This is a genomic window from Bermanella marisrubri, assembly GCF_012295615.1.
In the GTDB taxonomy this organism is placed as follows: Bacteria; Pseudomonadota; Gammaproteobacteria; order Pseudomonadales; family Oceanobacteraceae; genus Bermanella; species Bermanella marisrubri.
Genome location: NZ_CP051183.1, coordinates 2,756,962 through 2,783,010, shown reverse-complemented (window position 1 = coordinate 2,783,010; position 26,049 = coordinate 2,756,962). Strand labels below are relative to the sequence as shown.

Sequence of the window (26,049 nt, the reverse complement as noted above, 5' to 3'; positions counted from 1 at the left end):
TTGATTGAACGCATGGTGCTAGCGAGATGCACGCTTACCTTATAAGATTAGACTTTTGTGTCAGGTTCACCAGCGTATGAGGGAAATTCACTTGGTTTTGGGTGGTGCACGCTCAGGTAAAAGTGCCTATAGCGAGCAGCTAGCCTTAGGCTCCAAGGATACACTGCACTATATCGCTACTGCACAAGCCTTTGACGATGAAATGCAGACTCGGATTCAGCGTCATCAAGCAGACCGCAGTGCGCGATTTCATACGCTTGAAGAGCCCATTGAGTTATCCCGTCGAATCTCGGAGCTAAGTGTTCCAGGCCATACGATTGTAGTGGACTGTTTAACGCTATGGATGAGTAATTTGTTGATGTGTGAGCCTGAGAATATGGCTACACGCTCGCAAACGTTAATTGATGCACTCAAAAGCTCAAAGGGTCGCGTCATTCTGGTCTCTAATGAAATCAGTATGGGGGTCATTCCACTCGGTGAAAGTAATCGTCGGTTTGTGGATGAGCTAGGGCGACTGCACCAAGGTATTGCACGAGAGGCTCAACATGTCACACTCATGGTGGCGGGTATTCCAAGCGTCATCAAATAATGATTAAGGATAAGCAGCATCATGAATTGGTTTGAACAACCCTGTCGTCTCCCTTCTGTTGAATTTTTTGAGCAAGCTCAAGCACATCAGTCAAACCTCACCAAACCCCCCGGGTCATTGGGGCAGTTAGAGCAAGTAGCGTGTCAACTAAGCGCTATGCAAGAGCGACAGTCTCCTTCCCTTGATCGCATTCATATCAGTATTTTTGCCGCAGATCATGGTATTGCTAAGCAAGGGGTTTCTGCATTTCCGCAGTCAGTGACGTTACAAATGATCAGCAATTTCTTGGCAGGTGGCGCGGCGATCTCCGTTTTGGCGCAGCAAATGCAAGCTGAGTTAGAAGTGGTTAACTGTGGATGCAATGGTGAGATATCCGATGCCATTGGTTTAATTAATAAACCTATTGCAAAAGGCACGGCGGATTTTTCAATTCAGCCAGCCATGGCCGAAGATGAGTTGCTTTTGGCGTTGCAACTAGGTCATGAAGCGGCAGATCGTGCCCATCAACAAAACAGTGATTTGTTCATTGGTGGCGAAATGGGCATTGCCAATACCAGTTCAGCTACAGCTTTAGCGGCTTCGCAATTGGGGCTTCCTGTGGCTGACCTCGTGGGGCCGGGTACAGGAGTAGATGCACAGCAATTGCAGCATAAACGTGAGGTCATTGATCGAGCCATCGCACGCTATGACCTGGCAACGCCGTTGCAGCGTTTGCAAACGTTCGGTGGTTTCGAGATAGCAGCTTTGTGTGGCGCCTACATTCGAGCAGCACAAATTGGTATACCTGTGCTGGTGGATGGTTTCATTAGCTCCACTGCAGCATTGATGGCGGTTTCGATTAATAGTAGTGTGCGTCCTTGGTTGATATTTAGTCATGCTGGCGCTGAACCAGGTCACCAAGTGGTGTTGCGTGCATTGGATGCGAGTCCACTGTTAAGTATTGGTATGCGTCTGGGAGAAGGAAGTGGTGCAGCTGTGGTCGTGAGTCTCTTGCGCAGTGCGGTTGAATTACATAATTCCATGGCCACGTTCGCTGATGCTGGTGTGGATGGAAAAGCGTCGTGAAATATAAAACCATTGATTTACTACGCCATGGCGAACCCGAAGGTGGCAATGTGTTCCGTGGTCACACAGATCATGCGCTAACAAGATTGGGTTGGCAGCAGATGCGAGAAGCTTGTGCCAATCAATCATGGGATTTAATCATCACTAGTCCGTTGAAGCGCTGCATGGCGTTTGCTGAAGTATTAGCACAAGAGTTGAATATTGATGTCGTCATTGCGGAGGGGCTAAAAGAATTCCATTTCGGAGTTTGGGAAAACCAAGATATGGAATCTGTGTTCGCTAATGAGTTTGATCAGATAAAAGGTTTGTGGGCTGACCCTATGAACTTTGCCTCTCCAGAAGGCGAGTCGGTTTTAAATTTTGAGGGACGAGTATTAAAAGCTTGGTTTGGATGCTTAGCTCGACCCGAAAGCAAGATTTTGATCATTTGTCATGGTGGCGTCATTCGCATGTTATTGAAAGAGGTATTAGGCTTTCCTTTCACACATTTAAATCGCATGGACGTGCCTTTTGCTAGTCGTACTCAAGTGCAAGTGAGTGAGCAAGAACCGTTTCAATATCAATTGAAGTTTCATGGGTAGAATATCGCCTAATTAAATCCTTGGGTATGCTCAGCGTGGCGAGGTTTTTCCTTAATTTTTGAATTTGTATGCAGCTGGCGCACTTTGCCTTGTTTGTGGCAATCCCTGTTAATACCATCTAATTGTCTATACTGGTTTGTAAGTCAAAAATTTTCTCCATCTTTTGCCATCAAGGTTAAGGAAATACACTATATGGATTCCACTGATCACGATCAGGACCCGGTTGAAACTCAAGAATGGCTCGACGCAATCGATAGCGTTATCCGAGAGGAAGGTATTGAACGAGCCCGATTTGTTTTAGAACGCCTATCAGAGCGTGCCACTAGAAACGGTTTGCCGCTTCCTTATGCATTTGTTACCCCTTATAGAAATACTATACCAGTCGCCGAAGAAGCGAAAATGCCCGGCGATTTATTTGTGGAACGTCGTATTCGCTCTTTGATTCGTTGGAATGCGCTGGCCATGGTTGTGCGTGCTAATCAAAGTGGTGACGAGTTGGGTGGTCACATTGCCAGTTTTGCCTCTAGCGCCACACTGTACGATGTAGGCTTTAACTATTTTTTCCGCGCACCTAATAAAGAAAGTCGAGATTGTCCTAATGGTGATCTGGTTTATTATCAAGGACATATTTCCCCCGGGCTTTATGCGCGCAGTTTCCTTGAAGGCCGCCTCAATACCGAGCAGCTAGATAACTTCCGTCGCGAGGTGGATGGCAAGGGTCTAAGTTCGTATCCACACCCAAGACTCATGCCGGATTATTGGCAATTCCCAACAGTGTCTATGGGCTTAGGTCCCATGCAAGCTATCTATCAAGCGCACTTTATGCGGTATATGTCGGCGCGCGGTTTGGTGCCGCGTCTGGATCGTAAGGTGTGGGCATTCTTGGGTGATGGTGAGTGTGATGAGCCAGAAACCCTAGGTGCGATTAGCTTGGCTGGCCGTGAGAAATTAGAAAACCTAATTTTTGTGGTCAACTGTAACTTACAGCGCTTAGATGGACCGGTGCGCGGTAACGGTAAAATTATTCAGGAGCTTGAAGGTCAATTCCGTGGTGCAGGCTGGAATGTCGTTAAGGTGGTTTGGGGTCGTCATTGGGATCCATTGTTCGCAAAAGATCATAAAGGTTTGATGCAAAAACGCATGGATGAAGTGGTTGATGGTGAGTTCCAAAATTACAAAGCCAAAGGCGGCGCTTATACCAAAGAACATTTCTTCGAAAAATATCCAGAGTTAAAAGAAATGGTGGCAGATATGAGCGATGAAGAAATTTATCGCTTAAACCGCGGTGGTCATGATCCCTACAAGGTTTACGCTGCCTATCATTCTGCCATGAACCATAAGGGCCAGCCTACCGTGATTTTGGCGCATACCATTAAAGGTTATGGTATGGGTGATGCCGCTGAAGGCAAAAACGAAGCCCACGGTGTTAAAAAATTGGATATCGACAATCTCAAAGCATTCCGAGATCGTTTTGATATCCCAATTAGCGATAAGGATCTAGAGCAAGTCCCTTATTATCGTCCGCCGGAAGACAGTCCCGAAATGCAGTACATGCGTAAGCGCCGTGAATCTTTGGGCGGTTATATGCCAGTGCGCACAGAAAACAAAGAACCTTTACCTGTGCCTAAGTTAGATGCATTTAAAGCACAATTAGAAGGTACGGGTGATCGGGAAATTTCTACTACTATGGCGTTTGTTCGAATGCTAACGTCGCTCGTAAAAGATAAAGCCATGGGTGATCGAGTCGTGCCCATTGTGCCAGACGAGGCACGTACGTTTGGTATGGAAGGTTTATTTAGACAGTTGGGTATCTACAGCTCTGAAGGGCAACTTTATGAGCCAGTGGATTTCGGTCAAATGATGTATTACAAAGAAGATAAAAAGGGTCGCATCCTTGAAGAAGGCATTAACGAATCTGGCGCTTTTAGCGCTTGGTTAGCGGCGGCTACATCATACAGTACTTATGATAAAGCCATGGTGCCGTTCTATATCTTCTATTCCATGTTTGGTTTCCAGCGGGTTGGCGATTTATCGTGGGCCGCCGGTGATTGCCAAGCACAAGGTTTCCTCATTGGCGCTACCGCAGGTCGAACCACGTTGAATGGCGAGGGTTTACAGCACCAAGACGGCCATAGTCATATCCTGGCGAATACCATACCAAATTGTATTACCTATGACCCGACGTTTGCTTATGAGCTGGCGGTTATCATGCAAGATGGTTTACGTCGTATGTATCAAGAGCATGAGAGAGTGTTCTATTACATTACTGTCATGAACGAAAACTATGCCCACCCGGCGATGCCAAAAGGCGCCGAAGAAGGCATTATTAAAGGTCTTTACCGATTCAAAGAAACCGCCGACAGTGATTTGAAAGTTCAGCTCATGGGCAGTGGTACGATTCTGCGTGAGGTCATTGCGGCAGCGGATATTCTGCAATCGGAATATGACATCTCAGCGGATATTTGGAGTGCTACCAGCATTAATGAGTTGGCTCGTGAGGGCCGTCAGTGTGAGCGACACAATATGCTTAACCCTGACAGTGTGGCGCGCACCTCTTTCGTCGAGCAATGTTTGAAAGATACGCAAGGCCCTGTGATCTGTGCAACGGATTACATTAAGCAATATAGCGAACAGATTCGCCCTTATCTTCCCAGCGATAAGAGCTTCGTTACGCTTGGGACCGATGGCTTCGGCCGCAGTGATAGTCGAGAAAAACTCCGTGAGTTCTTTGAGGTTGACCGTCACTTCGTTGTAGTGGCCGCGCTCTATGGTTTGATGAAAGAGGGTAAAGTCAAAGCCGATGTGATTGCAGAGGCAATGAAGAAGTTTAATATTTCATCAGACAAACTCGATCCCCTATATCATTAAGGAATGAACATGGCGCAAGTGAATGTAACGGTGCCGGATTTAGGCGGTATCGAAGAAGTTGAAGTAATCGAAATCAGTGTGGGCAAGGGTGATAGTGTCGACGCCGATGATTCCATTGTCGTATTGGAAAGTGATAAAGCGACCATGGAAGTGCCGGCACCCAGTGCTGGGACCATTGCTGAGATTAGTGTTTCCGTTGGAGATAAGGTTTCAACTGGCTCACAAGTTGCGGTAATGGACTCAGACTCAGCCGATGCTGGAGAGAAAAACCCGTCGCCGGAGCAAAAAGACGCAGACGAACCTAAGCCGCAACAAGTAGATCAGCAAGCACAAACGGAAAGTAAGCAAGAATCATCCAGCTCATCTGCAGAACCTCAGGAGATAGAGGTTCGCGTGCCTGATTTGGGCGGTATTGATGAAGTCGAAGTCATAGAAATACCCGTTTCAAAAGGCGATCAATTGCAGCAGGACGACAGTATTCTGGTGCTTGAGAGCGATAAAGCAACCATGGAAGTACCGGCGCCTCAAGAAGGTGAGCTTGTGAGCATCGAAGTGAAAGTGGGAGATAAAGTCTCCCAAGATACTTTGGTTGCAAAAATGAAGGTGGTAGGGTCTTCAGGATCACCGACAGATTCCTCATCAAAAGCCAAGACTCAAGAGCCAGCAGAAAAAACGTCGTCACCGTCGCAAGCAACTCAAAAGTCAGCACCGGCTAAAGCTTCACCGGAACCACAGCAAACGCAAACTACCAGTGGAAAAGTTCATGCCGGGCCTGCGGTACGTAAATTGGCCCGAGAATTCGGTGTCGATTTAACCGATGTATCAGCCACGGGTCCCAAAGGACGCATCCTAAAAGAAGATGTCCAAGCATTTGTTAAGCAGCGCGTGAAACAGCCAGCCGTCGCCTCCGGCGGTCCTATGGGTGTGGTCGGATCCAATGAGGATTTCTCTAAATTTGGTCCTATCACCGAGCAGCCACTCAATAAGATCAAGCAAGCGACCGCCCGCAATATGGTGAAAAGCTGGAGTGAAATTCCTCAGGTCACCCAGTTTGATCAAGCGGATATCACTGAGCTTGAAGCTTATCGCAAAGGGAAAATGCAAAGCATGCTTCCTGAAGGCGTGCGAGTATCACCACTGGCCTTTATTGCGCGTGCATGTGTTAAAGCACTACAAGCTTATCCGACCTTTAATAGTTCTTTGAAGGGACAGGGTGAGTCTCTGGTTCTGAAACAGTACTACAACATTGGTATCGCGGTGGATACGCCTGAAGGCCTGCTGGTTCCAGTGATTAAGGATGCTGATAAAAAAGGCATTGTTGAACTCGCACAAGATAGCAGCGAGTTAGCGAAAAAGGCTCGGGATAAAAAACTGCCCATGGATGCCATGCAAGGTGGTTGCTTCACTATTTCCAGTCTAGGCGGGATTGGCGGTACCAGCTTTACGCCGATCGTCACCGCACCTCAAGTGGCTATTTTGGGGGTGAGCAAGGCAAAAATGGAACCGGTCTGGAATGGCGAAGAGTTTGAGCCGCGTCTGATGTTGCCACTGAGTCTATCCTACGATCACCGAGTGATTGATGGGGCGGAAGCGGCGCGATTTACACGCTATCTATGTGAACTCTTGACTGATGTACGTCATCTTTTACTTTGAGAAAATTTCATTTTTACGTCTACACTAAAAAATAGGACGTAAAAATGAGGTAGTACCGTGCATGGATTGTTAGCCCCGGCCATCGCCCTAATGAATAGACTGAGTTACGCCCAAAAATTTGGCGTGATCAGTCTTACTTTTTTTGTGCCGTTGCTTTTTCTGAGTAGCGTCATCGTCAATGAAACTTATCAAGAGAAGCATAATACGGACTTAGCTCGCGAATCATTGCAGCTTATTGAGAAGGTTCTTGTTACGGTTGATATTGCATCAAAATATCGCGACTTGGCTACAGCTGAGACCTTTTTCCCTCGTCCGGAATTAACTCAAGAAACCGAAAAATATGAAGCACAGTTAAAAGCTCAGTTAACTGAAATGGAGCAAAATCCTGAATTTCAAGAAGTGGTCGAAGATTTAGATCAACGCATTGCTGGTTGGAAAAAAGGTTTTGCTCGCACCGGTGAAAACAAGCAGCCAACAGTTCAGGATCAATATAAAGCTTATAATCGTATTGTTCAGGATATCTTGTTTTTGTCTTATTCGGTTGCGCAGCATTCTGGTGTCGCTCAAGATACTGATGATCGTGTGCAGCTATTATTAAAACTGATTACTAACGACTACCCAAACTATAAAGCGAAGTTAGGTTTTGCACATGCGGTTGGTGTGTATGCAATCATCGAAAAATATATTGGCACGATGACATATAATTTTTTGAATGATACCTATGATGCCTTAGATTTAAGCTTTAAAGCCATGCAGCAAAATCATAATGCCTTACTTGAGGAAAACTCGCTGTTTAAGGATCAGTTTTCAGAGTTATTCTCCAAAGTAGAAAAAAATGCTGAAGACATAAAGTTTAAACTTGATGAAGAGTTGATCGCTGCAGTTTCTGTGGAGACCACATGGCAAGCCTATAGTGACCATTATTCTGAGAGGCTAAAACCGTTTACGACGGTGCGAAATCAATCTTTGAGCATACTTAACGATATTTTGCAGGTTCGTGTTGATGCATTGATGCAGAAGTTGATGACTGTTGTCGTTGCGATCGCGCTCGTTATATTGTTAATCGTCTACCTCTATGCTGCTTTTTTCTGGTCTGTTCGCTCGACTGTAGGGGAGTTCCATGGCGCTGCTAAGAAAATCAGTCGAGGTGACATGCGCATACGCGTCAAGGTAGATAGCCGAGATGAAATGGGTGAATTGTCAGGTGAATTCAATGACATGGTGGATAAAATCCATAGCCTTTTACAAGCAGTACACAAAACGGCTCGAGACGTAGGCAGTGCTATGACGCAAGTTGGTAGCAACGCCGAAAAAAGCAGCACGGCAGCCGAGGAGCAGTTGCGTCAAACTGAGCAAGTTGCATCAGCAGTGACACAAATGTCTGCATCGGCAGAAGAAGTGAATCGTCAAAGCTCTGATGCTTCGAGTTCTGCCGCAAAAGCTACTGACCAAGCCAACAAGGCGAACTCGGTAGTCGGTGATACTTTGGGTCAAATAAATCAACTTGCTGACGAAATCATGCGTAGTACTAATGTCATTAATACGCTTTCTGAAAATAGCGAAAATATAGCGAATATGTTGGCTGTAATTAAAGGGATTGCAGAGCAGACCAATCTACTGGCCCTTAATGCAGCTATTGAAGCTGCGCGTGCAGGCGAACAGGGACGCGGGTTTGCAGTGGTCGCCGATGAAGTGAGAACCCTTGCGAGTCGAACACAATCAAGTGCTCAAGAAATTGATGAGGTGATGACAACTATTCACGAAGGCATCAGCAATGCTGTGGAGGTAATGGGCAATAGCCATATGATGGCACAGGATACGGTTGAGTCCTCTGGTAAAGTAAGAGAAGCTTTGAGTGAGATAATGAATGTTGTACAAGACATTTCTCAAGCCAATAATCAGATTGCAGCTTCAGCGGCAGAACAAACAGATGTTGCTCGAACGATTGATCAAAATGTGGTGAGTATAAGTGATCTTGGTCGTGCGACTGTGGATGATGCAGCGGAAACCGTGGCTGCTATTAGGGAGGTTGTGGGGCTAACGGATTCCCTATTGGAAAAACTAGAGCGTTTTCAGGTTTAACGGTTCAAAAACGCTCTATCTGGCTAATTTCTTTTTTAGTCTTTAAGCAGGTTTGATTTGCGAAGTTGAGGCTCTTTAGCGGGGCGATAGAACAAGCCGATATTGCCGATGCTCTGAACCAACGTGGAACGGGTTACTTTTTCAGTTTCTACCAATAAATCTTTTTTCAAGTCTCTATCGCCCACCGCGAACTTTACTTTGATGAGTTCGTGGTCTTCCAGGGCGCGATCAATTTCAAGAATGACGCTTTCTGATAGTCCATTGCCAGCTACAGTGACAACAGGGTTCAGCTTGTGACCAATGGCTTTAAGGGCTTTTTTGCGCTCTTGTGTTAGCTGCATTAATTTTCAATCTCAGTAAGAATCAGTTATGTGAGTTGTCGAGGGATTATAGCAGCCACTGGCGGGCTAAGAAATGAAGGTTTCATAAATATTATAGCGTCAGTGGCTGGTTTGTACTCTAAGCTTGTTTTTTCAATATACAGCCCCATTTATACACATGTGGCAGGAACTCAAGGCGAAGGTTTTGAGTCAGATGTTGAATATTGCAATCAACTGGTATCTTGGATTAGATACTAGGCTAACTATCGGCACAGTAAGCTCAATAGTTCAGCGCTATCACTGTAATTGCAACAAGTGAAGAGCCAAAGCTCATTTAAACGCGTATAACGGCTACATACGCTCGCGCAATAAGCTTTTTATTGCCAAACTAAGATTATTCGACGAATCGTCTGCAAGTGTAGTAACCTTGGCGGATATGAACGAAAACTATTGGGGTTGGACCTAAAGTAAAATGGCAAAAAATCTGATTTTATGGGTAATTATCGCAGCGGTATTGCTCACCGTCTTTCAAAAACTTGATAGCCCGGTTTCAAATCAAGAAATCGCTTACAGCCAATTTATCGAACGTGTGCAAAGTGGTCAGGTGAAAAAAGTCACCATCGCTGGAGCCTCAATTACAGGCGAATACAACAATGGCCAGCGCTTTGAAACCATTCGTCCAGGGCACGATCCCAAAATGATGGACGATCTACTTGAACATAATGTTGAGGTACAAGGTAAAAAACCTGAGCAGCAAAGCATCTGGACACAACTATTAGTAGCATCATTCCCGATCCTTGTGATTATTGCCGTTTTCATGTTTTTCATGCGTCAAATGCAAGGTGGTGGCGGTGGCAAGAGTGGCCCAATGTCATTCGGGAAATCGAAAGCCAAGCTTTTAGGTGAAGATCAGATCAAAACGACATTCACCGATGTGGCTGGTTGTGATGAAGCTAAAGAAGATGTCCAAGAGCTTGTGGAGTTCTTGCGGGACCCTGCCAAATATCAGCGCTTGGGAGGCCAAATTCCTCGTGGCGTTCTTATGGTGGGTCAACCTGGTACAGGTAAAACCTTGTTGGCTAAAGCCATCGCTGGCGAGGCTAAGGTTCCGTTTTTCTCAATTTCGGGTTCGGATTTCGTTGAAATGTTCGTCGGTGTTGGTGCTAGCCGCGTACGTGATATGTTCGATCAAGCTAAGAAACAAGCCCCATGTATCATTTTCATCGACGAGATAGACGCAGTGGGTCGCAGTCGCGGTGTTGGTATTGGCGGTGGCAATGACGAGCGTGAGCAGACGCTTAACCAGCTTCTAGTTGAAATGGACGGTTTTGAAGGCAATGACGGTATAATTGTAATAGCGGCTACCAACCGTCCGGATGTATTGGATCCAGCGCTAATGCGTCCGGGTCGTTTCGACCGCCAAGTCGTGGTTGGTTTGCCCGATATTCGTGGTCGCGAACAGATCCTAAAAGTCCACATGCGCAAAGTACCTGTGACAGACGATATCGATGCAAAAGTTATTGCCCGAGGCACTCCAGGTTTCAGTGGCGCAGACTTAGCAAACCTCGTAAACGAGGCGGCTCTATTCGCGGCACGTGCTAACCGCACAACTGTGACCATGGAAGAGTTTGAAAAAGCGAAAGACAAGATCATGATGGGCGCCGAGCGCAAGTCTATGGTCATGAGCGATAAAGAAAAAGAAAATACGGCGTATCACGAAGCGGGTCACGCGATCGTTGGTCGCTTGGTTCCAGAGCACGACCCTGTTTACAAAGTGTCGATTATTCCTCGCGGTCGCGCTCTGGGTGTCACTATGTTCTTACCTGAAGAAGACCGCCACTCCATTAGCAAGCGTGGCATCGAGAGTAATATCTGTTCTTTATATGGCGGTCGCATAGCCGAAGAGATGACGCTCGGCAAGGACGGTGTGACCACTGGCGCTTCAAATGATATTGAGCGAGCTACGCAATATGCTCGAAATTATGTGACTAAGTGGGGTTTATCGGAGAAGCTGGGCGCGCAGCTTTATGCTGAAGAAGATCAAAACGCCTACCTTGGTAGTTCCGGTGGCGGTCAGCTGTCTCATTTATCAGATGAAACAGCGAGAACCATTGATGCTGAAGTTAGGGACTTGTTAGATCGTTGTTACAAGACCGCTTATCAGTTGTTGGAAGAGAATCGCGATAAGCTGGAGCTAATGAAAGACGCTTTAATGGAATATGAGACCATTGATACCGACCAAATCGATGACATTATGAACGGCCAGAAGCCTCGCCCACCAAAGTCTTGGAGTGACGATGATGGTGACAAAGGCGGTGCAGGTGCAGATGCCACTGAAGAGACGGAAAGTAAGCTCGACGAAGATTCTAGCGAAGACAACCAAGGCAAGCCGGCCAGCGAGCACTAAATGGTCTTCTCAACTGTCTAAAGAAAAGGCAACCATAGGTTGCCTTTTCTTTTATGTACTCTGTAAAAAACGACCTTTAGATATTTAAGACAAACGACATGAAGCTTCAATATGGACATCAAATCCTTGATCTGAGCCATCCTCACATCATGGGGGTGCTTAACGTAACCCCAGATTCGTTCAGTGATGGTGGTCAATTTAATCAACTGGATTCAGCATTAGCCCATGCACAGCAGATGCAGCAGCAGGGCGCTTCTATTATTGATGTGGGTGGAGAATCTACCCGCCCTGGAGCAGAGCCTGTTTCAGTCCAAGAAGAATTAGATCGAGTCATTCCTGTGGTGACCAAGTTGGCAAACAATATGGATGTCTGCATCAGTGTTGATACCAGTACACCGCAAGTCATGCGTGAAGCAGCACAGGCAGGAGCTCATTTCATTAATGATGTCAGAGCTCTCACTCGAGAAGGTGCCATGCAGGCGGCAAAAGATACAGGTCTACCGATCTGTTTGATGCATATGCAGGGTGATCCCAAGTCGATGCAAAACAATCCTGAATATGCACAAGTGGTGAATGATGTTTATGACTATTTGTCAGAAAGAATTGAAGCCTGTTTGCAGTTTGGTATTGCTCTTGATCAATTATTAATAGATCCCGGATTTGGCTTTGGCAAGACCCTAGAGCATAATTACCAGCTGCTTGCTCAGTTAGATCGATTCTTAGAGTTGAAATTGCCGTTACTGATAGGTTTATCTCGAAAATCCATGATTGGAGGGGTTTTGGATAATCGGCCTCCTCATGAGCGAGTATCCGGCAGTGTCGCTGGAGCGTTAATAGCTGTTATGAATGGCGCACAAATAGTGCGCGTCCACGATGTTCAAGAAACATCTGATGCCTTAAAAGTGTGGCAAGCAGCAAAACAGTTTGCATAGAAATAGAATGGTTAAGAGTTAAGGAAAAACATGTCCCGTAAATATTTTGGTACAGATGGTATCCGTGGACGCGTTGGTGAATCACCAATTACCCCGGAATTTGTCATGAAGCTTGGTTGGGCAGCGGGACGCGTATTTGCTAGCCAAGGCAAAAGGAAGATTTTAATCGGAAAAGATACCCGAATTTCTGGTTATATGTTTGAGTCAGCTTTAGAGGCAGGCTTGTCTGCAGCGGGGGTGGATATTGGTATTTTAGGTCCAATGCCGACGCCTGGTATTGCCTATCTAACGCGTACCTTCCATGCCGATGCAGGTATTGTCATCAGCGCCTCTCATAATCCGTATTACGATAATGGTATTAAGTTTTTCTCTGCAGATGGCAGTAAGTTAGACGATGCTACTGAGCAGCAAATCGAAGAGTTGCTTGATCAACCAATGGAAGTTATGAACTCAGATCGATTGGGCAAGGCTAAGCGAATCGAAGATGCAGCGGGTCGCTATATCGAATTCTGTAAAAGTACTGTTTTTGGTTTATCACTCAAAGGCATGCGAGTGGTATTAGATTGTGCCCATGGTGCTACTTACCAAATAGCGCCCGCGGTTTTTACTGAGTTAGGGGCCGATGTATTTGTTATTGGTAATGAGCCAGATGGCCTTAATATTAATAATCAGGTGGGCTCTACATCTCCTAAATCCCTTCAGCAGAAGGTTGTCGAATTGAGAGCTGATTTGGGTGTTGCCTTTGATGGTGATGGTGACCGCGTAGTTATGGTCGATCACAAAGGTGAAGTGGTTGATGGCGATGAGATTATTTATATGATTGCTCGTCAACAGTATGAAACCGATACCCTGCAAGGTGGTGTTGTCGGAACACTTATGTCGAATATGGGGATGGAGTTGGCGTTAAAAGATATGGGTATTCCTTTCGTTCGCGCGAAAGTCGGTGATCGTTACGTTCTGCAGCAGCTTGCGGAGCACAACTGGTCTTTGGGTGGAGAAAGCTCGGGTCATATTTTGTGCTTAAATTCTACGACTACAGGCGATGGTATTGTGGCTGCATTGCAAGCTTTAAAGTCTTTGCAAAGTCATGGCAAAAACTTGCATGAATATAAGCAAGGTATGTCGAAATTCCCGCAAGTGATGAAAAACGTTAAGGTGGTAGATAAGTCTATTGTAGATAGTGCCGAGGTGTTAAAGGCAGTAGAGCAGGCGGAAACAGAAATGGCAGGTAAAGGCCGCGTATTGTTGCGCCCATCAGGTACTGAGCCTGTCGTACGTGTCATGGTAGAGGGACAAGATAAAACTTTAGTAAACCTGTTAGTCGATCGCCTAGTTCAAATTGTGAGTCAAGCGGCGCAATAAAAAAGGCTGGCAAATCAAGGTGTAAGGCGAGAACTGGCTTGCTCTTAATGGGCTTCTTAGGTAGTATCGCCACCTTCCTGAAGTTGGGGAATAAATCATGCGTCGCACATTTGTGGCAGGAAATTGGAAAATGAACGGCTCAAAGGCCGAGAATCAAAGTCGTTTAGAGGCTTTGGTCGCAGCGCTTGGGCAACGTCAAGACATCGATATGGCGGTATTTCCGAGCATGCCTTACGTGGCGCAGTGTCAGCAAATCCTAGGTGGTAGTACGGTTGCTTGGGGTGCTCAGAACGTCAGTGAACATACTGGTGGAGCTTTCACCGGTGAGACTTCATCTCAGATGCTGAGAGATTTTGAATGCCGCTATGTATTGGTTGGTCATAGTGAACGTCGTGAATTATTCGCTGAATCTAATCAGCAAGTGGCAGAGAAGTTCAAGGCCGCGGTTGATTCTGAGTTGGTGCCTGTTTTGTGTGTGGGTGAAACACTAGAACAACGTGAAGCTGGTGAAACTCAAAGAATTATTTCAGAGCAGATCGAAGCGGTATTGTCGTTAGTCGGTTCTGATGTGTTTGCAAATGGTGTGGTCGCGTATGAACCTGTGTGGGCAATAGGCACAGGTAAAACAGCGTCTCCCGAGCAGGCGCAAGAGGTGCATTCTGCGATAAGAGCGCAATTAGCAGAAGCGAATATAGCAATGGCTGAAGCCATGCAGATCCTCTACGGCGGTAGCGTAAAACCAGAAAACGCTGCTGCAATATTTGCTCAACAAGATGTAGACGGGGCTTTAGTGGGCGGAGCGTCCCTTAAAGCGGAAGATTTTATAGCAATCTGCGATGCAGCAGCTTAGGCAGGACCCATGGAAAGTATCATTCTTATCTTTCATATTATTGTTGCCATTGCCATTATCGGCTTGGTATTGATTCAGCAGGGCAAGGGTGCTGAAGCAGGCGCGAGCTTTGGTGGTGGTGCCTCTCAGACGGTATTTGGTAGCGCCGGCTCGGGTAACTTTTTAACTCGTTCGACTTCGGTTTTAGCTGTTGTGTTTTTTGCAACAAGCTTTGCGTTGGCGTATGTGGCTAAGCAGAAAGCCGATGGTTTGGTTGATGCTGGTTTGCCAAGTGTGCAAGAAGTTCAGCAAATTGAAGACGCTGTGCAGGAGAGTGAAGTTCCTGTCGTTGAAGAGTCTGCTCCTGAAACGGATGCACCGATAGTCGATTAATAGTTTTAGCGGATGTGCTGGAATTGGTAGACAGGCAACGTTGAGGTCGTTGTGTGCTATGCACGTGAGGGTTCAAGTCCCTCCATCCGCACCAAACTATATCGTTCCTTGCTCATTGGAACGAAAAAATCTATAATGAGCGCAGTTTTGACGCGGGGTGGAGCAGTCTGGTAGCTCGTCGGGCTCATAACCCGAAGGTCGTCGGTTCAAATCCGGCCTCCGCAACCATATTGATGGTGTGATTGTTAGAGAAAAAGCCCACGGGCTCGACTCTTTAACCAAGGGAAGGTCACTACTTAAGTCGGCCTCCGCAACCATTTTAGGTCGTTTTGGTAAGCCAAGGCGTAAACCTAGGATCACGGAACCCCTCACGGGACTGCTTTAGTGATGGACTAAGGTGGTTTCCATAAGGGGTTTTTTGTTGGCGTAAAATTCGTTGATAAGCGAGTTTTAGGCGACAAAAAGAATACGCTTAAAAATTGGGCTCGGATGGCTGTACGGTTCAGTTTATCCTTTAGCCCATTTTTTGTATCTGTTGGAGTAAATGTGGCCAGTAAAGATCAGCAGTTAGTTGAATTGCTACAGCCTGTGGTTGAAGCCATGGGGTATGAGTTTTGGGGTCTAGAATATATCGCTAAGGGTAAAGACTCCCTACTTCGTATTTTTATTGACGGTGAAAACGGCGTCAATGTTGATGACTGCGCGGCAGTAAGTCGTCAAGTAAGCGGTGTAATGGACGTAGAAGACCCCATTACCAGTGAATACAACTTAGAAGTATCCTCTCCAGGGTTGGATCGACCGCTATTCACACTAGAACATTTTGAACGTTATGTTGGTGAGTTTGTTGATATAAAGCTGCGTTATGCGTTTGAAGGACGCCGCAAATTTAAAGGCAAGCTGGTTGGTATCGAAGATGGTGAAGATATAGTTGTACATGTGGATAACCACGAGTATCTCTTGCCGATCGATTCCATTGATAAGGCCAACTTAATATACCGAGATAACAAGGATAAATAGGACCACCGAGGGCAGAAATATGAGCAAAGAAATACTGCTGGTTGCCGAAGCCGTCTCTAATGAAAAAGGCGTCGAGAAAGAAGTCATTTTTGAAGCTATTGAGTTGGCTTTAGCGGCTGCTGCGAAAAAACGCTACGAAGACGAAGAGCCTGATATCCGAGTTGCCATTGATCGTCGCTCAGGTGAATACGAGACATACCGTCATTGGACTATTGTAAGCAATGAAGTAGTGCCTGCACTGGGTTCTGAATTGAACATGCAGGAAGCAGCGGATATCGATACGAATCTGAAAGAAGGTGATTCTTACGAAGAGCAGATTGAAAACCCAGAGTTTGGTCGTATCGCAGCACAAGCCGCTAAGCAAATTATTATGCAGAAGGTGCGCGAAGCAGAGCGAGCTAAAATTACTGCAGCTTATGAAGATCGCATCGGCGAACTTGTCCATGGCACAGTGAAGAAAGTAACCCGCGATAATATTATTGTTGACCTAGGCAATAACGCAGAAGGTTTGCTCCCGCGTGAACAACTTGTGGCGCGTGAGGTATTCCGTATCGGCGATCGTTTGCGAGCGGTTTTAACATCGGTAAATCCAGAAAACCGTGGTCCACAGCTTATTTTAAGTCGTGCAGCGGGTTCAATGTTAATTGAATTGTTCCGTATCGAAGTTCCTGAGATCGGTGAAGAAGTTATCGAAATCAAAGCGGCTGCTCGTGATCCTGGCAGTCGAGCAAAAATCGCAGTGAAGTCCAACGATCAGCGTATTGATCCTGTTGGCGCATGCGTAGGTATGCGTGGTGCTCGTGTACAAGCAGTATCAAATGAATTAGGAAACGAACGCGTAGATATTGTGCTTTGGGATGATAACCCAGCACAGTTAGTGATTAATGCTTTGGCCCCTGCAGAAGTGGAATCCATCGTAATGGATGAAGAAACCAATTCTATGGATGTTGCCGTAGCAGAAGATCAATTGGCCATTGCAATCGGTCGCGGTGGGCAAAACGTTAAACTGGCTAGTGAATTAACTGGCTGGGTCATCAATGTAATGACCGAAGAAGAAGCTGGTGAAAAACAGCAACAAGAGCAAGGCAGTCTTGTACAAAAGCTAATGGATGCATTAGACATTGATGAAGATATGGCAGCGGTACTAGTAGGCGAAGGCTTTACTGGTCTAGATGAAGTTGCCTACGTCCCTCGTGAAGAGATGTTGGAAATTGATGGCTTCGATGAAGAAGTGGTCGATGAGCTACAAGCTCGAGCAAAAGATGTACTGTTAACGCAAGCCATCGCCAGCGAGGAAAAACTCGAAGACGCCCAACCAGCAGAAGACCTGCTTAATATGGAAGGGATGGACCAGCACTTAGCCTTAGTACTGGCAAGCCATGGCATTGTTACCATGGAAGACCTGGCGGAACAGGGGGTTGATGACATCTCCAGCCTTGAGGGTCTTGATGAAGAAAAGGCTGCACAGTTGATCATGACCGCAAGAAAGCCTTGGTTTGAAGAGTCTGAGTAATTGGGCCTAGGCGGGAGGAGAATGAATATATGGCAGAAGTTACAGTAAAGCAGTTAGCCCAAGCGGTAGGTTCACCGGTAGAGCGCTTGTTGGCGCAAATGAACGATGCAGGTTTACCGCACACAGACGGTGACGAAAAAGTCAATGACGAACAAAAGCAAGTACTACTGAAGTACCTGAAGAAAAGTCATGGTGAGAATGCAGAGTCTGCATCTCCGAAAAAAATTACCTTAAAGCGTAAAACGACAACGACTTTGAGCACTGGTTCTGGCAAGAAAGCAGTGAACATTGAGGTTCGTAAAAAGCGCACCATTGTTCAAGAAGAGCAAGAGCAGGCAGCTAAAGAAAAAGCAGCGGTTGAAGCCAAAGCGGATGGTAAGCCAAAAGCTAAGCGCAAGCCTGAGAAAAAAGCCGGTGCTCCTACTCATAATCCTGAGCAAGCGGCGCCGCCTGCTTCTCCTGAAAAGGAAGAGCGAGCTAAGAAAAAAGAGTTCCGTAAAAAAGATAAAGAAAAACAAAAAGGCAACGATCGTAAAGGTCGTGGTCGCAAGAGTAAATTTGACGATGAGTTTGGTGGCAAAACCCGCGGTGGTAAGCCATTGCGTCGTGGTCGCGATGATGCAGAGCATAGCTTCCAGCAGCCTACAGCTCCTATTATTCGCGAAGTAGAGCTGAAGGGTGAAACAATCACTGTAGGTGAGTTGGCCCAAGGTATGGCGGTTAAAGCCGGTGAAGTCATCAAAGAACTGATGAAGCTTGGCGTCATGGCAACCATCAACCAAGCTTTGGATACGGATACTGCGATTCTTGTGATCGAAGAGATGGGTCACAAGTACAAGATTGTTAGCGATAACCAGGTGGAAGATAGCTTCCTAGAAGAAGTTAAATACGAAGGTGAAGAAGGCCCTCGTGCTCCAGTGGTAACCGTAATGGGGCACGTTGACCATGGTAAAACCTCGCTACTTGATTACATTCGTAAAACACGTGTTACCAGTGGCGAAGCCGGTGGTATTACACAGCACATAGGTGCATACCATGTGGAAACGGATAATGGCATGGTGACCTTCTTGGATACACCAGGTCACGCCGCCTTCACTGCTATGCGTGCTCGTGGAGCACAATCGACAGACGTTGTTATCCTAGTAGTTGCAGCAGACGATGGCGTTATGCCGCAAACTGAAGAAGCGATTCAGCACGCTAAATCAGCGGGTGTACCTATCGTTGTCGCGATCAACAAAATGGATAAAGAAAGTGCTGATCCTGATCGCGTCAAAAACGAACTGGCAGCTAAAGACGTTATCCCAGAAGACTGGGGTGGTGATATCCAGTTTGTTCCAGTATCAGCGCATACCGGTCAGGGCATCGATTCGTTATTAGAAGCTGTATTGCTTCAGTCTGAAATTCTTGAGCTAAAAGCGATTCAAGATGGCCCAGCGACGGGTACGGTTGTTGAATCTCGTCTTGATAAAGGCCGTGGCCCAGTAGCGACCTTACTCGTGCAAAACGGTCAGCTTAAGAAAGGTGATATCGTATTGGCTGGTACATCTATCGGTCGTGTTCGTGCGCTGCTTGATGAAAACGGTCAGCCAATTGAACAAGCAGGTCCATCAATCCCTGTAGAGATTCTTGGTCTGGATACGCCGCCTGGAGCAGGTGATCACTTCCTTGTTGCGGAAAGTGAAAAGCGTGCTCGTGAAGTAGCCGAGCTACGTCATGCGAAAGAAAAAGAGCAGCATCAAGCTAAACAACAAGCAGCCAAGTTGGATGCCTTGTTTAATTTGAGCGGTGATGCTGATGCATCTAGCTTGAACATCGTTGTTAAAGCGGATGTGCGTGGTTCTCTTGAAGCACTGATTAGTGCGCTAGAGCAACTATCCACAGACGAAGTAAAAGTAACGGTTGTTTCAAGTGGTGTAGGTGGTATTACCGAAACCGACGCCAACCTAGCATTTGCGTCCAATGCGGTGATCTTTGGTTTCAACGTACGTGCTGATGCATCAGCCAAGCGTGTTGTGGAAACCAATGGTTTAGACATGCGTTATTACAGCATCATTTACGATCTAATCGATGATGTTAAGAAAGCCATGTCCGGTCTATTGGCACCTGAACTGCGTGAAGAAATCGTGGGTATCGCCGAAGTACGTGACGTATTCCGCTCTCCGAAGTTGGGTGCGATTGCGGGCTGTATGGTTACCGAAGGCACTGTATACCGCAATAAGAAGATCCGTGTTCTACGTGATAATGTGGTGGTCTTCGAAGGTGAACTTGAATCCTTACGTCGCTTTAAAGATGACGTTCAGGAAGTGCGCCAAGGTATGGAGTGTGGTATCGGCGTGAAGAGCTATAACGACGTGAAAGAAGGCGATCAAATCGAAGTCTTTGACGTTAAAGAGTTCGCTCGTACGATCTAAATCTATAATGTCGATTTAATCGTCAATGCAAAATACAAAAGCCCCGTTTGGGGTTTTTGTGTTTTGCGCTACTTTTAAGTAATACCTTATGCATACGAATGGCTTTTCCCATAGATAGGGAGTGAGAGCGATTCTTTTTGAGAAATAAACATGGCAAAAGATTACAGTCGAACACAAAGACTGGGTGAGCAAATTAAGCGCGAGCTGGCTCACATGCTGCAATTTGACGTGAAAGACCCTCGTTTAGGGATCGTAACGCTTAATGCAGTTAAGGTCGCATCTGATTTGGGTTATGCAGATATTTATTTCACCGTAATGAAGTCTGGCATGGTCGAAGCGGACGATGAGACCGTGGCTGAAACTGAGCAAATCCTAAATGATATGTCTGGTTTTTTACGTACCGAACTCTCTCAGATATTACGTACGCGTATCACCCCCCAACCTAGGTTCCATTATGATGTTGCGCTAGAGCGTGGTCATAAACTGACGAACCTTATCAATCAAGCGGTTAAATCCGATAAACGCGAAGACGATCAATAGCGGAGTAGTAGTTTGGGCCGCCGACGCAAAGGCCGCGATATCAGCGGTATTATTGTTATAGATAAACCTTCAGGCATGACCAGTAATGGCGTATTACAGCAAGTAAAACGCCTTTATGGTGCCGCCAAAGCCGGTCATACCGGTGCCCTTGATCCGATTGCTACTGGTGTTCTGCCCATATGCTTGGGTGAGGCAACCAAGTTCAGCCAGCGATTACTTGAGAGTGATAAGCGCTATATCACAAAGGTTCAGCTGGGTGAGTCCCGCGATACTGCCGATATTGAAGGCGAGATCTTGGATAGGGCAGATGTTCCCGATCTTACTCAGGACAAAATAGAATCCGCTCTGACGCAATTCCGCGGCGAAATCACGCAAGTACCGCCGATGTACAGCGCGCTTAAGCACCAAGGCAAAAAGCTTTATGAGCTGGCACGGGCAGGGGAAGACTTTGATATCCAAAGCAAAGCACGGCAAGTTTCAATTCTGAAACTGGAATTACTCGATTTTGGCGATGATTGGCTAGAACTGGATGTTACCTGTACAAAAGGCACCTATATTCGATCGCTTGCAGAAGACGTTGCCAAGGCACTGGGGACGCTAGGTTTTGTAGCGGTATTGAGACGCCTAGGCGCGGGTCCCTATCATGCCGATATGATGCATGAACTAGAGCAACTTGTTGAAATTAAAGATAAATCCGAGGATTTTTCTAATCTTGACCAGCTCCTAATGCCAACGCAAACGGCGTTACCGGACGTGCCCTTGGTCGAGCTGACATTAAAGCAGGCCCACGACCTGCAATTTGGTCGCGCCATTGAGTTGAATTCGCAGCAATTCAAGGCTGGTGAGCCAGCTATAGCTCAGGTACAATTGCGCTTGCGCTATGCCCAGTGGGATCTACTCTTGGGCATAGGTGAGCTAAGTGCTCAAGGTGTGATTGCACCGAAGCGCTTACTCAAGGTTCCTCAATTAGACGAGCTTTTAAAAGAGCTAGCTTAATTGGGAATTGGCAGTAGGTAGTCCCACTGTTTATATGCACGGTGGAGACCCTTTAAATTTGTTTCGCATATAACAAAGAGGAATATAAAATGGCATTAGATGCACAAACTAAAGCAGCCATCATTAAAGAATATCAAACGGCTGAAGGTGATACCGGTTCTCCTGAAGTTCAGGTTGCATTGTTGACTCATAACATCAACAACCTACAACCTCACTTCAAAGCGAACAAGCAAGATCACCACTCTCGTCGTGGTTTGATTCGCATGGTAAACCAGCGTCGTAAGTTGCTGGATTACGTTAAGCGTAAAGATGTTGCTCGTTATGCTTCTCTTATCAAGCGTCTTGGCCTACGTCGCTAATACGCTGAAAGCCCCCGAAAGGGGGCTTTTTATATGCTGTCAAAATCCTCACAAATATTGAAATAACTAAGATAACGTCAGATAACCTTGATCCAACTTAACTGTGTTTCTACCCATTCGCCTTTTCACCTTTGCAGCAGCATGCGGTAGAGAAAGGGCTAATGCTTGGAAGTACAGTAAGTCAGGTAAGGCATTAATGGCGTTCAAGTGATTTAAAAGGAAAGCTATGCTAAATCTAACACCTGTAACGAAAACGTTTCAGTTTGGTAATCAAGAAGTTACTTTAGAAACCCAACGCATTGCGCGCCAAGCTTCTGGTGCGGTGCTTGTTACCATGGGCGAAATCCAAGTATTGGCCACTGTGGTTGGTAAAAAAGAAACTAAGCCTGGTCAAGACTTCTTTCCACTAACGGTTAACTATCAAGAAAAGTATTATGCTGCGGGTAAAATCCCAGGTGGCTTCATTAAGCGCGAAAACCGTCCAAGCGAAAAAGAAACTCTAACTAGCCGTCTAATCGACCGTCCAATTCGTCCACTGTTCCCTGAAGGTTACATGAACGAAGTGCAAGTGGTTTTGACTGTGGTATCGGCTGATAAAGAAAATGATCCTGATATTGCAGCTATGATTGGTGCTTCTGCCGCACTTGCGATTTCTGGTATCCCATTCGATGGTCCTATCGGCGCTGCCCGTGTGGGTTATGATGCGGAAAACGGCTATGTTCTAAACCCAACGTATGCGCAGCTAGAAACCTCTTTACTAGACATGGTGGTTGCGGGTACTGAAGACGCCGTACTGATGGTTGAGTCTGAAGCGAAAGAACTTAGCGAAGACCAAATGCTAGGTGGCGTATTGTTCGCTCACCAAGAATTCCAAGTAGCTGTGAATGCCGTTAAAGAATTCGCAGCGGCGGTAGGTACTGAGCGTTGGGATTGGCAAGCGCCAGAAATTGATACTGAATTGTATGGCAAGATGAAAGAAGTAGCGTTTGCTGATCTTACAGCGGCTTATCAAATTAAAGATAAGCTAGCACGTCAAGATGCCGTTGATGCAGCGAACACTAAACTCAAAGAAGCGCTTTTGGTTGATACTGAAGAAGAAAGCAACGCTGAAGAGTTATCTAAACTGTTCAAGAAGCTTCAGAAAGAAGTAGTACGTGAGCGTATCTTATCTAACGAACCTCGTATCGATGGTCGTGATAACAAGACGGTTCGTGACTTAAACATCCAAACAGATGTGCTGAAAGGCACTCATGGTTCTGCGCTATTCACTCGTGGTGAAACTCAGTCAATCGGTACAGTTACTTTAGGCTCTACTCGCGACGCGCAAGTGGTTGAATTCCTGCACGAAGTACAAAAAGACAACTTCTTGTTCCACTACAACTTCCCTCCTTACTCTGTAGGTGAGTGTGGTCGTATGGGTGCACCTGGCCGTCGTGAAGTCGGTCACGGTCGTCTAGCTCGTCGTGGTGTTCAAGCCATGATGCCAAGCCTAGAAGACTTCCCATACACAGTGCGTGTGGTTTCTGAAATTACAGAATCAAATGGCTCTTCTTCTATGGCGTCTGTATGTTCTGCATCTCTAGCACTAATGGATGCGGGTGTACCGATTAAAGCACCTGTTGCGGGTATCGCTATGGGTCTTGTGAAAGAAGGCGAACGCTTCTCTGTTCTTACTGATATCTTGGGTGATGAAGATCACCTAGGTGATATGGACTTTAAAGTAGCCGGCTCTGAAGCAGGTATTACTGCACTGCAAATGGATATCAAAATCCAAGGTATCACTGAGCAGATTATGGAAATCGCGCTTGAACAAGCACTTGATGCACGTATGACCATTCTTAAGCAAATGAATGAAGTTATTGCAGAACCTCGCTCTGAAATGCCAAGCAATGCTCCAACCTACCTAACCGTTAAGATCCCTGCAGACAAAATCGCAGAAGCTATCGGTAAAGGTGGTGCGACTATTCGTGGCATTACTGAAGAAACAGGTGCGGATGTGGACATTAGCGAAGAAGGTGTTATCAGTATCTTCGCCTTGACTAAAGACGCAGCAGAAAAAGCCAAAGGTATGTTTGAAGCGGTTACTGCGGAAGCAGAAGTTGGCACTATCTACGAAGGTAAAGTGAACAAGATTGTTGACTTTGGTGCATTCGTAAACATTCTTCCTGGTAAAGATGGTTTAGTACATATTTCACAGATCTCAGATGAGCGTGTTGAAAATGTTGCTGACTACATCCAAGAAGGTGCAGTGATCAAGGTTAAAGTTCTAGATGTGGACAACAAAGGTCGCATCAAACTAACCATGAAAGGAATTGAAGCCTAATTAGGTTTCATCAGGGCTCATGGAGAGCCCTGAGCCTAGACTCTGTGTGACTGTCACAATATCAGTGCTATGTCTCTAAGGGTCCTATTTACCACTGACGTTAGGTGGTATTTTTTTAGTTGCACTGGCAGTGCAACGAGCAAGCATGAAATTCAGGTCAAAAAACGGGGGTATCCCATGACCATCGAAAAAGACAAAGTTGTCACTATTGAATTTACTGTCAAAAATGCCGATACGAACGAAGTAATCGAGAGCTCTGTTGGTGCCGAGCCATTATTGTACCTACACGGCCATAATAATCTGGTTCCTGGATTAGAAAATGCGCTGACAGGCAAGGCAGTGGGCGACAATTACTCTGTCCAAGTTGCTCCTGAAGAGGGCTACGGTGTACATGATGACAGCCTAATTCAAGAAGTACCTCGTGAAATGTTTCAAGGTGTTGAAAATATCCAAGTCGGTATGGAATTCACGGCCGATGGCCCGCAAGGCCCTGTTGTTGTTGAAGTGAAAAGCGTTGACGACAAAGTCGTTACGGTTGATGCAAATCACCCACTAGCAAGCGTAACTCTTGCTTTTGAAGGCGAAGTAAAAGACGTTCGCGATGCGACAGCTGAAGAATTAGAGCATGGTCATGTTCATGGACCAGGTGGTCACGAGCATTAATTCAAACAATGTTTGAATGATGAAGAAAGGGCCGAATGGCCCTTTTTTTATGCCTAGCATTTGATACTGCCCTGTGCCAATCTAATGGCAATTTAGGACAGCAAAGGCTGGTAGGTACATTCCTTCTTGGCCTACGAAGACAAACATCGTAAGCTCTATTCAGAATAAAAATAAATTGAAATCAGAGGGTTAGATGGAAGCTCAGTTTCTTACCAAGGTATTTCTACCTGTATCCTTGTTCATCATCATGTTGGGAATGGGCCTAAGTCTGAGGCCTATCGACTTCAAACTAGTAATAGTGAAGCCAAAAGCTGTGGTGTTAGGTCTAATTGCGCAAATGATTTTATTGCCCATGTTGGCCTATTTAGTTGTGATAGGGTTTGGTATGACAGGTGGCCTTGCGGTGGGTGTGATGATTTTAGCTTTATGTCCCGGAGGTACCACCTCAAATTTGTATACCTATCTTGCAAAAGGCGACATTGCTTTGAGTGTCACATTAACTTCCGTCGTGAGCTTGATAGCACCTTTTACTGTGCCTTTGTTGATTGTTTTCTTCATGGAGCTGCTCATGGGTCAGGAGGAATACATCAAACTGCCTGTTCTTAAAACTATTTTGCAACTTGTGGTCATTACTATTATTCCTATTAGTCTTGGCATGCTAATACGGCGCTATAAACCTGAATTATCACAGAAGTTAGAGAAACCAGTTAAGTTGTTTTCGATAGTTGTCTTGTTTGTCATTATTGCCGCCATCGTTTTCAAAAACCGTGCTCATATCGGTGACTATGTGGCTCAGGCGGGTTTGGTGACATTGATATTGAATGTCGCTTGCATGATGATGGGTTACGGAATTGCTAAGCTTGCCCAACTAAATGAAGCACAGAGTAAGGCTATCGGCATTGAAGTGGGTTTTCAAAACGGTACCTTGGCCATTCTCATCGCCTTAACGTTACTGGAAAACGACCAAATGGCCATCGCGGCAACCACCTATAGCCTCATCATGTTTGCAACGGGCGGTTTGTTTGCGTGGGTTTTACATCGCAAAACTCAGGTTCCAGTGGAAGTGGATGCATAATCCTGTAGCCAAGGATAGAAACTCGAACTTGGCTTATCGTAAAGATTAAAAAGTGTTGCTTTGCATAAGCG

At 46.0% G+C, this 26,049-nt stretch carries 21 protein-coding genes and 2 tRNA genes; 22 read left to right on the top strand and 1 reads right to left on the bottom strand.

Going from position 1 to position 26,049, the window contains the following annotated elements; all coding sequences use genetic code 11:
• Window positions 1–76 precede the first annotated feature (76 nt).
• The 6 genes from cobU (at window position 77) to HF888_RS12930 (ending at window position 8,838) form a co-directional block, all read left to right on the top strand.
• Window positions 77–589, top strand: a complete 513-nt coding sequence (gene cobU / locus HF888_RS12955; RefSeq protein WP_007016572.1) for a bifunctional adenosylcobinamide kinase/adenosylcobinamide-phosphate guanylyltransferase — start codon at window positions 77–79, stop codon at window positions 587–589.
• 21 nt (window positions 590–610) lie between these two features.
• Window positions 611–1,654, top strand: coding sequence for a nicotinate-nucleotide--dimethylbenzimidazole phosphoribosyltransferase (gene cobT, locus HF888_RS12950; RefSeq protein ID WP_007016571.1), 1,044 nt, complete (start codon window positions 611–613; stop codon window positions 1,652–1,654).
• Complete coding sequence (locus tag HF888_RS12945; RefSeq protein ID WP_007016570.1) at window positions 1,651–2,235, top strand: histidine phosphatase family protein; 585 nt, start codon at window positions 1,651–1,653, stop codon at window positions 2,233–2,235. Before cobT ends, HF888_RS12945 begins: the two co-directional genes overlap by 4 nt.
• A gap of 192 nt (window positions 2,236–2,427) precedes the next feature.
• Window positions 2,428–5,103 carry a pyruvate dehydrogenase (acetyl-transferring), homodimeric type gene (gene aceE / locus HF888_RS12940; RefSeq protein WP_007016569.1) on the top strand — a complete coding sequence of 892 codons (2,676 nt, stop codon included), beginning with the start codon at window positions 2,428–2,430 and terminating at the stop codon, window positions 5,101–5,103.
• 9 nt (window positions 5,104–5,112) lie between these two features.
• On the top strand, window positions 5,113–6,756 hold the full coding sequence (gene aceF / locus HF888_RS12935; protein WP_040297428.1) for a dihydrolipoyllysine-residue acetyltransferase: 1,644 nt from the start codon (window positions 5,113–5,115) through the stop codon (window positions 6,754–6,756).
• Window positions 6,757–6,813: 57 nt separating this feature from the next.
• Window positions 6,814–8,838, top strand: a complete 2,025-nt coding sequence (locus tag HF888_RS12930; RefSeq protein ID WP_007016567.1) for a methyl-accepting chemotaxis protein — start codon at window positions 6,814–6,816, stop codon at window positions 8,836–8,838.
• 35 nt (window positions 8,839–8,873) lie between these two features.
• Here the strand turns inward: HF888_RS12930 and HF888_RS12925 are convergent, their stop codons facing one another.
• Entirely contained in the window at window positions 8,874–9,179 is a 306-nt protein-coding gene (locus tag HF888_RS12925) for a YhbY family RNA-binding protein (RefSeq protein ID WP_007016566.1), read from the bottom strand.
• Between the two features lie 451 nt (window positions 9,180–9,630).
• On the opposite strand from HF888_RS12925, the gene ftsH reads away from it, so the two are divergent.
• From ftsH to HF888_RS12850, 16 genes are all read left to right on the top strand, one after another.
• Window positions 9,631–11,565: an ATP-dependent zinc metalloprotease FtsH gene (gene ftsH, locus HF888_RS12920; RefSeq protein WP_007016565.1), complete on the top strand. Its 1,935-nt coding sequence runs from the start codon at window positions 9,631–9,633 to the stop codon at window positions 11,563–11,565.
• 98 nt (window positions 11,566–11,663) lie between these two features.
• Window positions 11,664–12,497, top strand: a complete 834-nt coding sequence (gene folP / locus HF888_RS16555; RefSeq protein WP_007016564.1) for a dihydropteroate synthase — start codon at window positions 11,664–11,666, stop codon at window positions 12,495–12,497.
• A 30-nt stretch (window positions 12,498–12,527) separates the two neighbouring features.
• Window positions 12,528–13,859, top strand: a complete 1,332-nt coding sequence (gene glmM, locus HF888_RS16550; protein WP_007016563.1) for a phosphoglucosamine mutase — start codon at window positions 12,528–12,530, stop codon at window positions 13,857–13,859.
• Between the two features lie 97 nt (window positions 13,860–13,956).
• Window positions 13,957–14,709 carry a triose-phosphate isomerase gene (gene tpiA, locus HF888_RS12910; protein ID WP_007016562.1) on the top strand — a complete coding sequence of 251 codons (753 nt, stop codon included), beginning with the start codon at window positions 13,957–13,959 and terminating at the stop codon, window positions 14,707–14,709.
• 9 nt (window positions 14,710–14,718) lie between these two features.
• The gene (gene secG, locus HF888_RS12905; RefSeq protein WP_007016561.1) at window positions 14,719–15,081 is read left to right on the top strand and encodes a preprotein translocase subunit SecG; all 363 of its coding nucleotides are present in this window, start codon (window positions 14,719–14,721) and stop codon (window positions 15,079–15,081) included.
• Window positions 15,082–15,089: 8 nt separating this feature from the next.
• Window positions 15,090–15,175: transfer RNA gene (locus HF888_RS12900), tRNA-Leu, on the top strand.
• Between the two features lie 57 nt (window positions 15,176–15,232).
• Window positions 15,233–15,309, top strand: a tRNA-Met gene (locus HF888_RS12895).
• Between the two features lie 318 nt (window positions 15,310–15,627).
• A complete protein-coding gene (gene rimP / locus HF888_RS12890) occupies window positions 15,628–16,098 on the top strand; it encodes a ribosome maturation factor RimP (RefSeq protein WP_040297437.1) in 471 nt (156 codons plus the stop codon).
• 19 nt (window positions 16,099–16,117) lie between these two features.
• Window positions 16,118–17,611 carry a transcription termination factor NusA gene (gene nusA, locus HF888_RS12885; RefSeq protein ID WP_007016559.1) on the top strand — a complete coding sequence of 498 codons (1,494 nt, stop codon included), beginning with the start codon at window positions 16,118–16,120 and terminating at the stop codon, window positions 17,609–17,611.
• Between the two features lie 29 nt (window positions 17,612–17,640).
• Window positions 17,641–20,022 carry a translation initiation factor IF-2 gene (gene infB / locus HF888_RS12880; RefSeq protein ID WP_007016558.1) on the top strand — a complete coding sequence of 794 codons (2,382 nt, stop codon included), beginning with the start codon at window positions 17,641–17,643 and terminating at the stop codon, window positions 20,020–20,022.
• Between the two features lie 150 nt (window positions 20,023–20,172).
• On the top strand, window positions 20,173–20,562 hold the full coding sequence (gene rbfA / locus HF888_RS12875; protein ID WP_007016557.1) for a 30S ribosome-binding factor RbfA: 390 nt from the start codon (window positions 20,173–20,175) through the stop codon (window positions 20,560–20,562).
• Window positions 20,563–20,574: 12 nt separating this feature from the next.
• Window positions 20,575–21,558 carry a tRNA pseudouridine(55) synthase TruB gene (gene truB, locus HF888_RS12870; RefSeq protein ID WP_007016556.1) on the top strand — a complete coding sequence of 328 codons (984 nt, stop codon included), beginning with the start codon at window positions 20,575–20,577 and terminating at the stop codon, window positions 21,556–21,558.
• A gap of 89 nt (window positions 21,559–21,647) precedes the next feature.
• Window positions 21,648–21,917 (top strand): 30S ribosomal protein S15, encoded by a 270-nt coding sequence (rpsO, locus tag HF888_RS12865; RefSeq protein ID WP_007016555.1) that lies wholly within the window; start codon window positions 21,648–21,650, stop codon window positions 21,915–21,917.
• 226 nt (window positions 21,918–22,143) lie between these two features.
• Complete coding sequence (gene pnp, locus HF888_RS12860) at window positions 22,144–24,240, top strand: polyribonucleotide nucleotidyltransferase (RefSeq protein ID WP_007016554.1); 2,097 nt, start codon at window positions 22,144–22,146, stop codon at window positions 24,238–24,240.
• Window positions 24,241–24,417: 177 nt separating this feature from the next.
• Window positions 24,418–24,903: an FKBP-type peptidyl-prolyl cis-trans isomerase gene (locus HF888_RS12855; RefSeq protein WP_007016553.1), complete on the top strand. Its 486-nt coding sequence runs from the start codon at window positions 24,418–24,420 to the stop codon at window positions 24,901–24,903.
• Between the two features lie 193 nt (window positions 24,904–25,096).
• Window positions 25,097–25,978: a bile acid:sodium symporter family protein gene (locus HF888_RS12850; protein WP_007016552.1), complete on the top strand. Its 882-nt coding sequence runs from the start codon at window positions 25,097–25,099 to the stop codon at window positions 25,976–25,978.
• The last annotated feature ends 71 nt before the right edge of the window (window positions 25,979–26,049 follow it).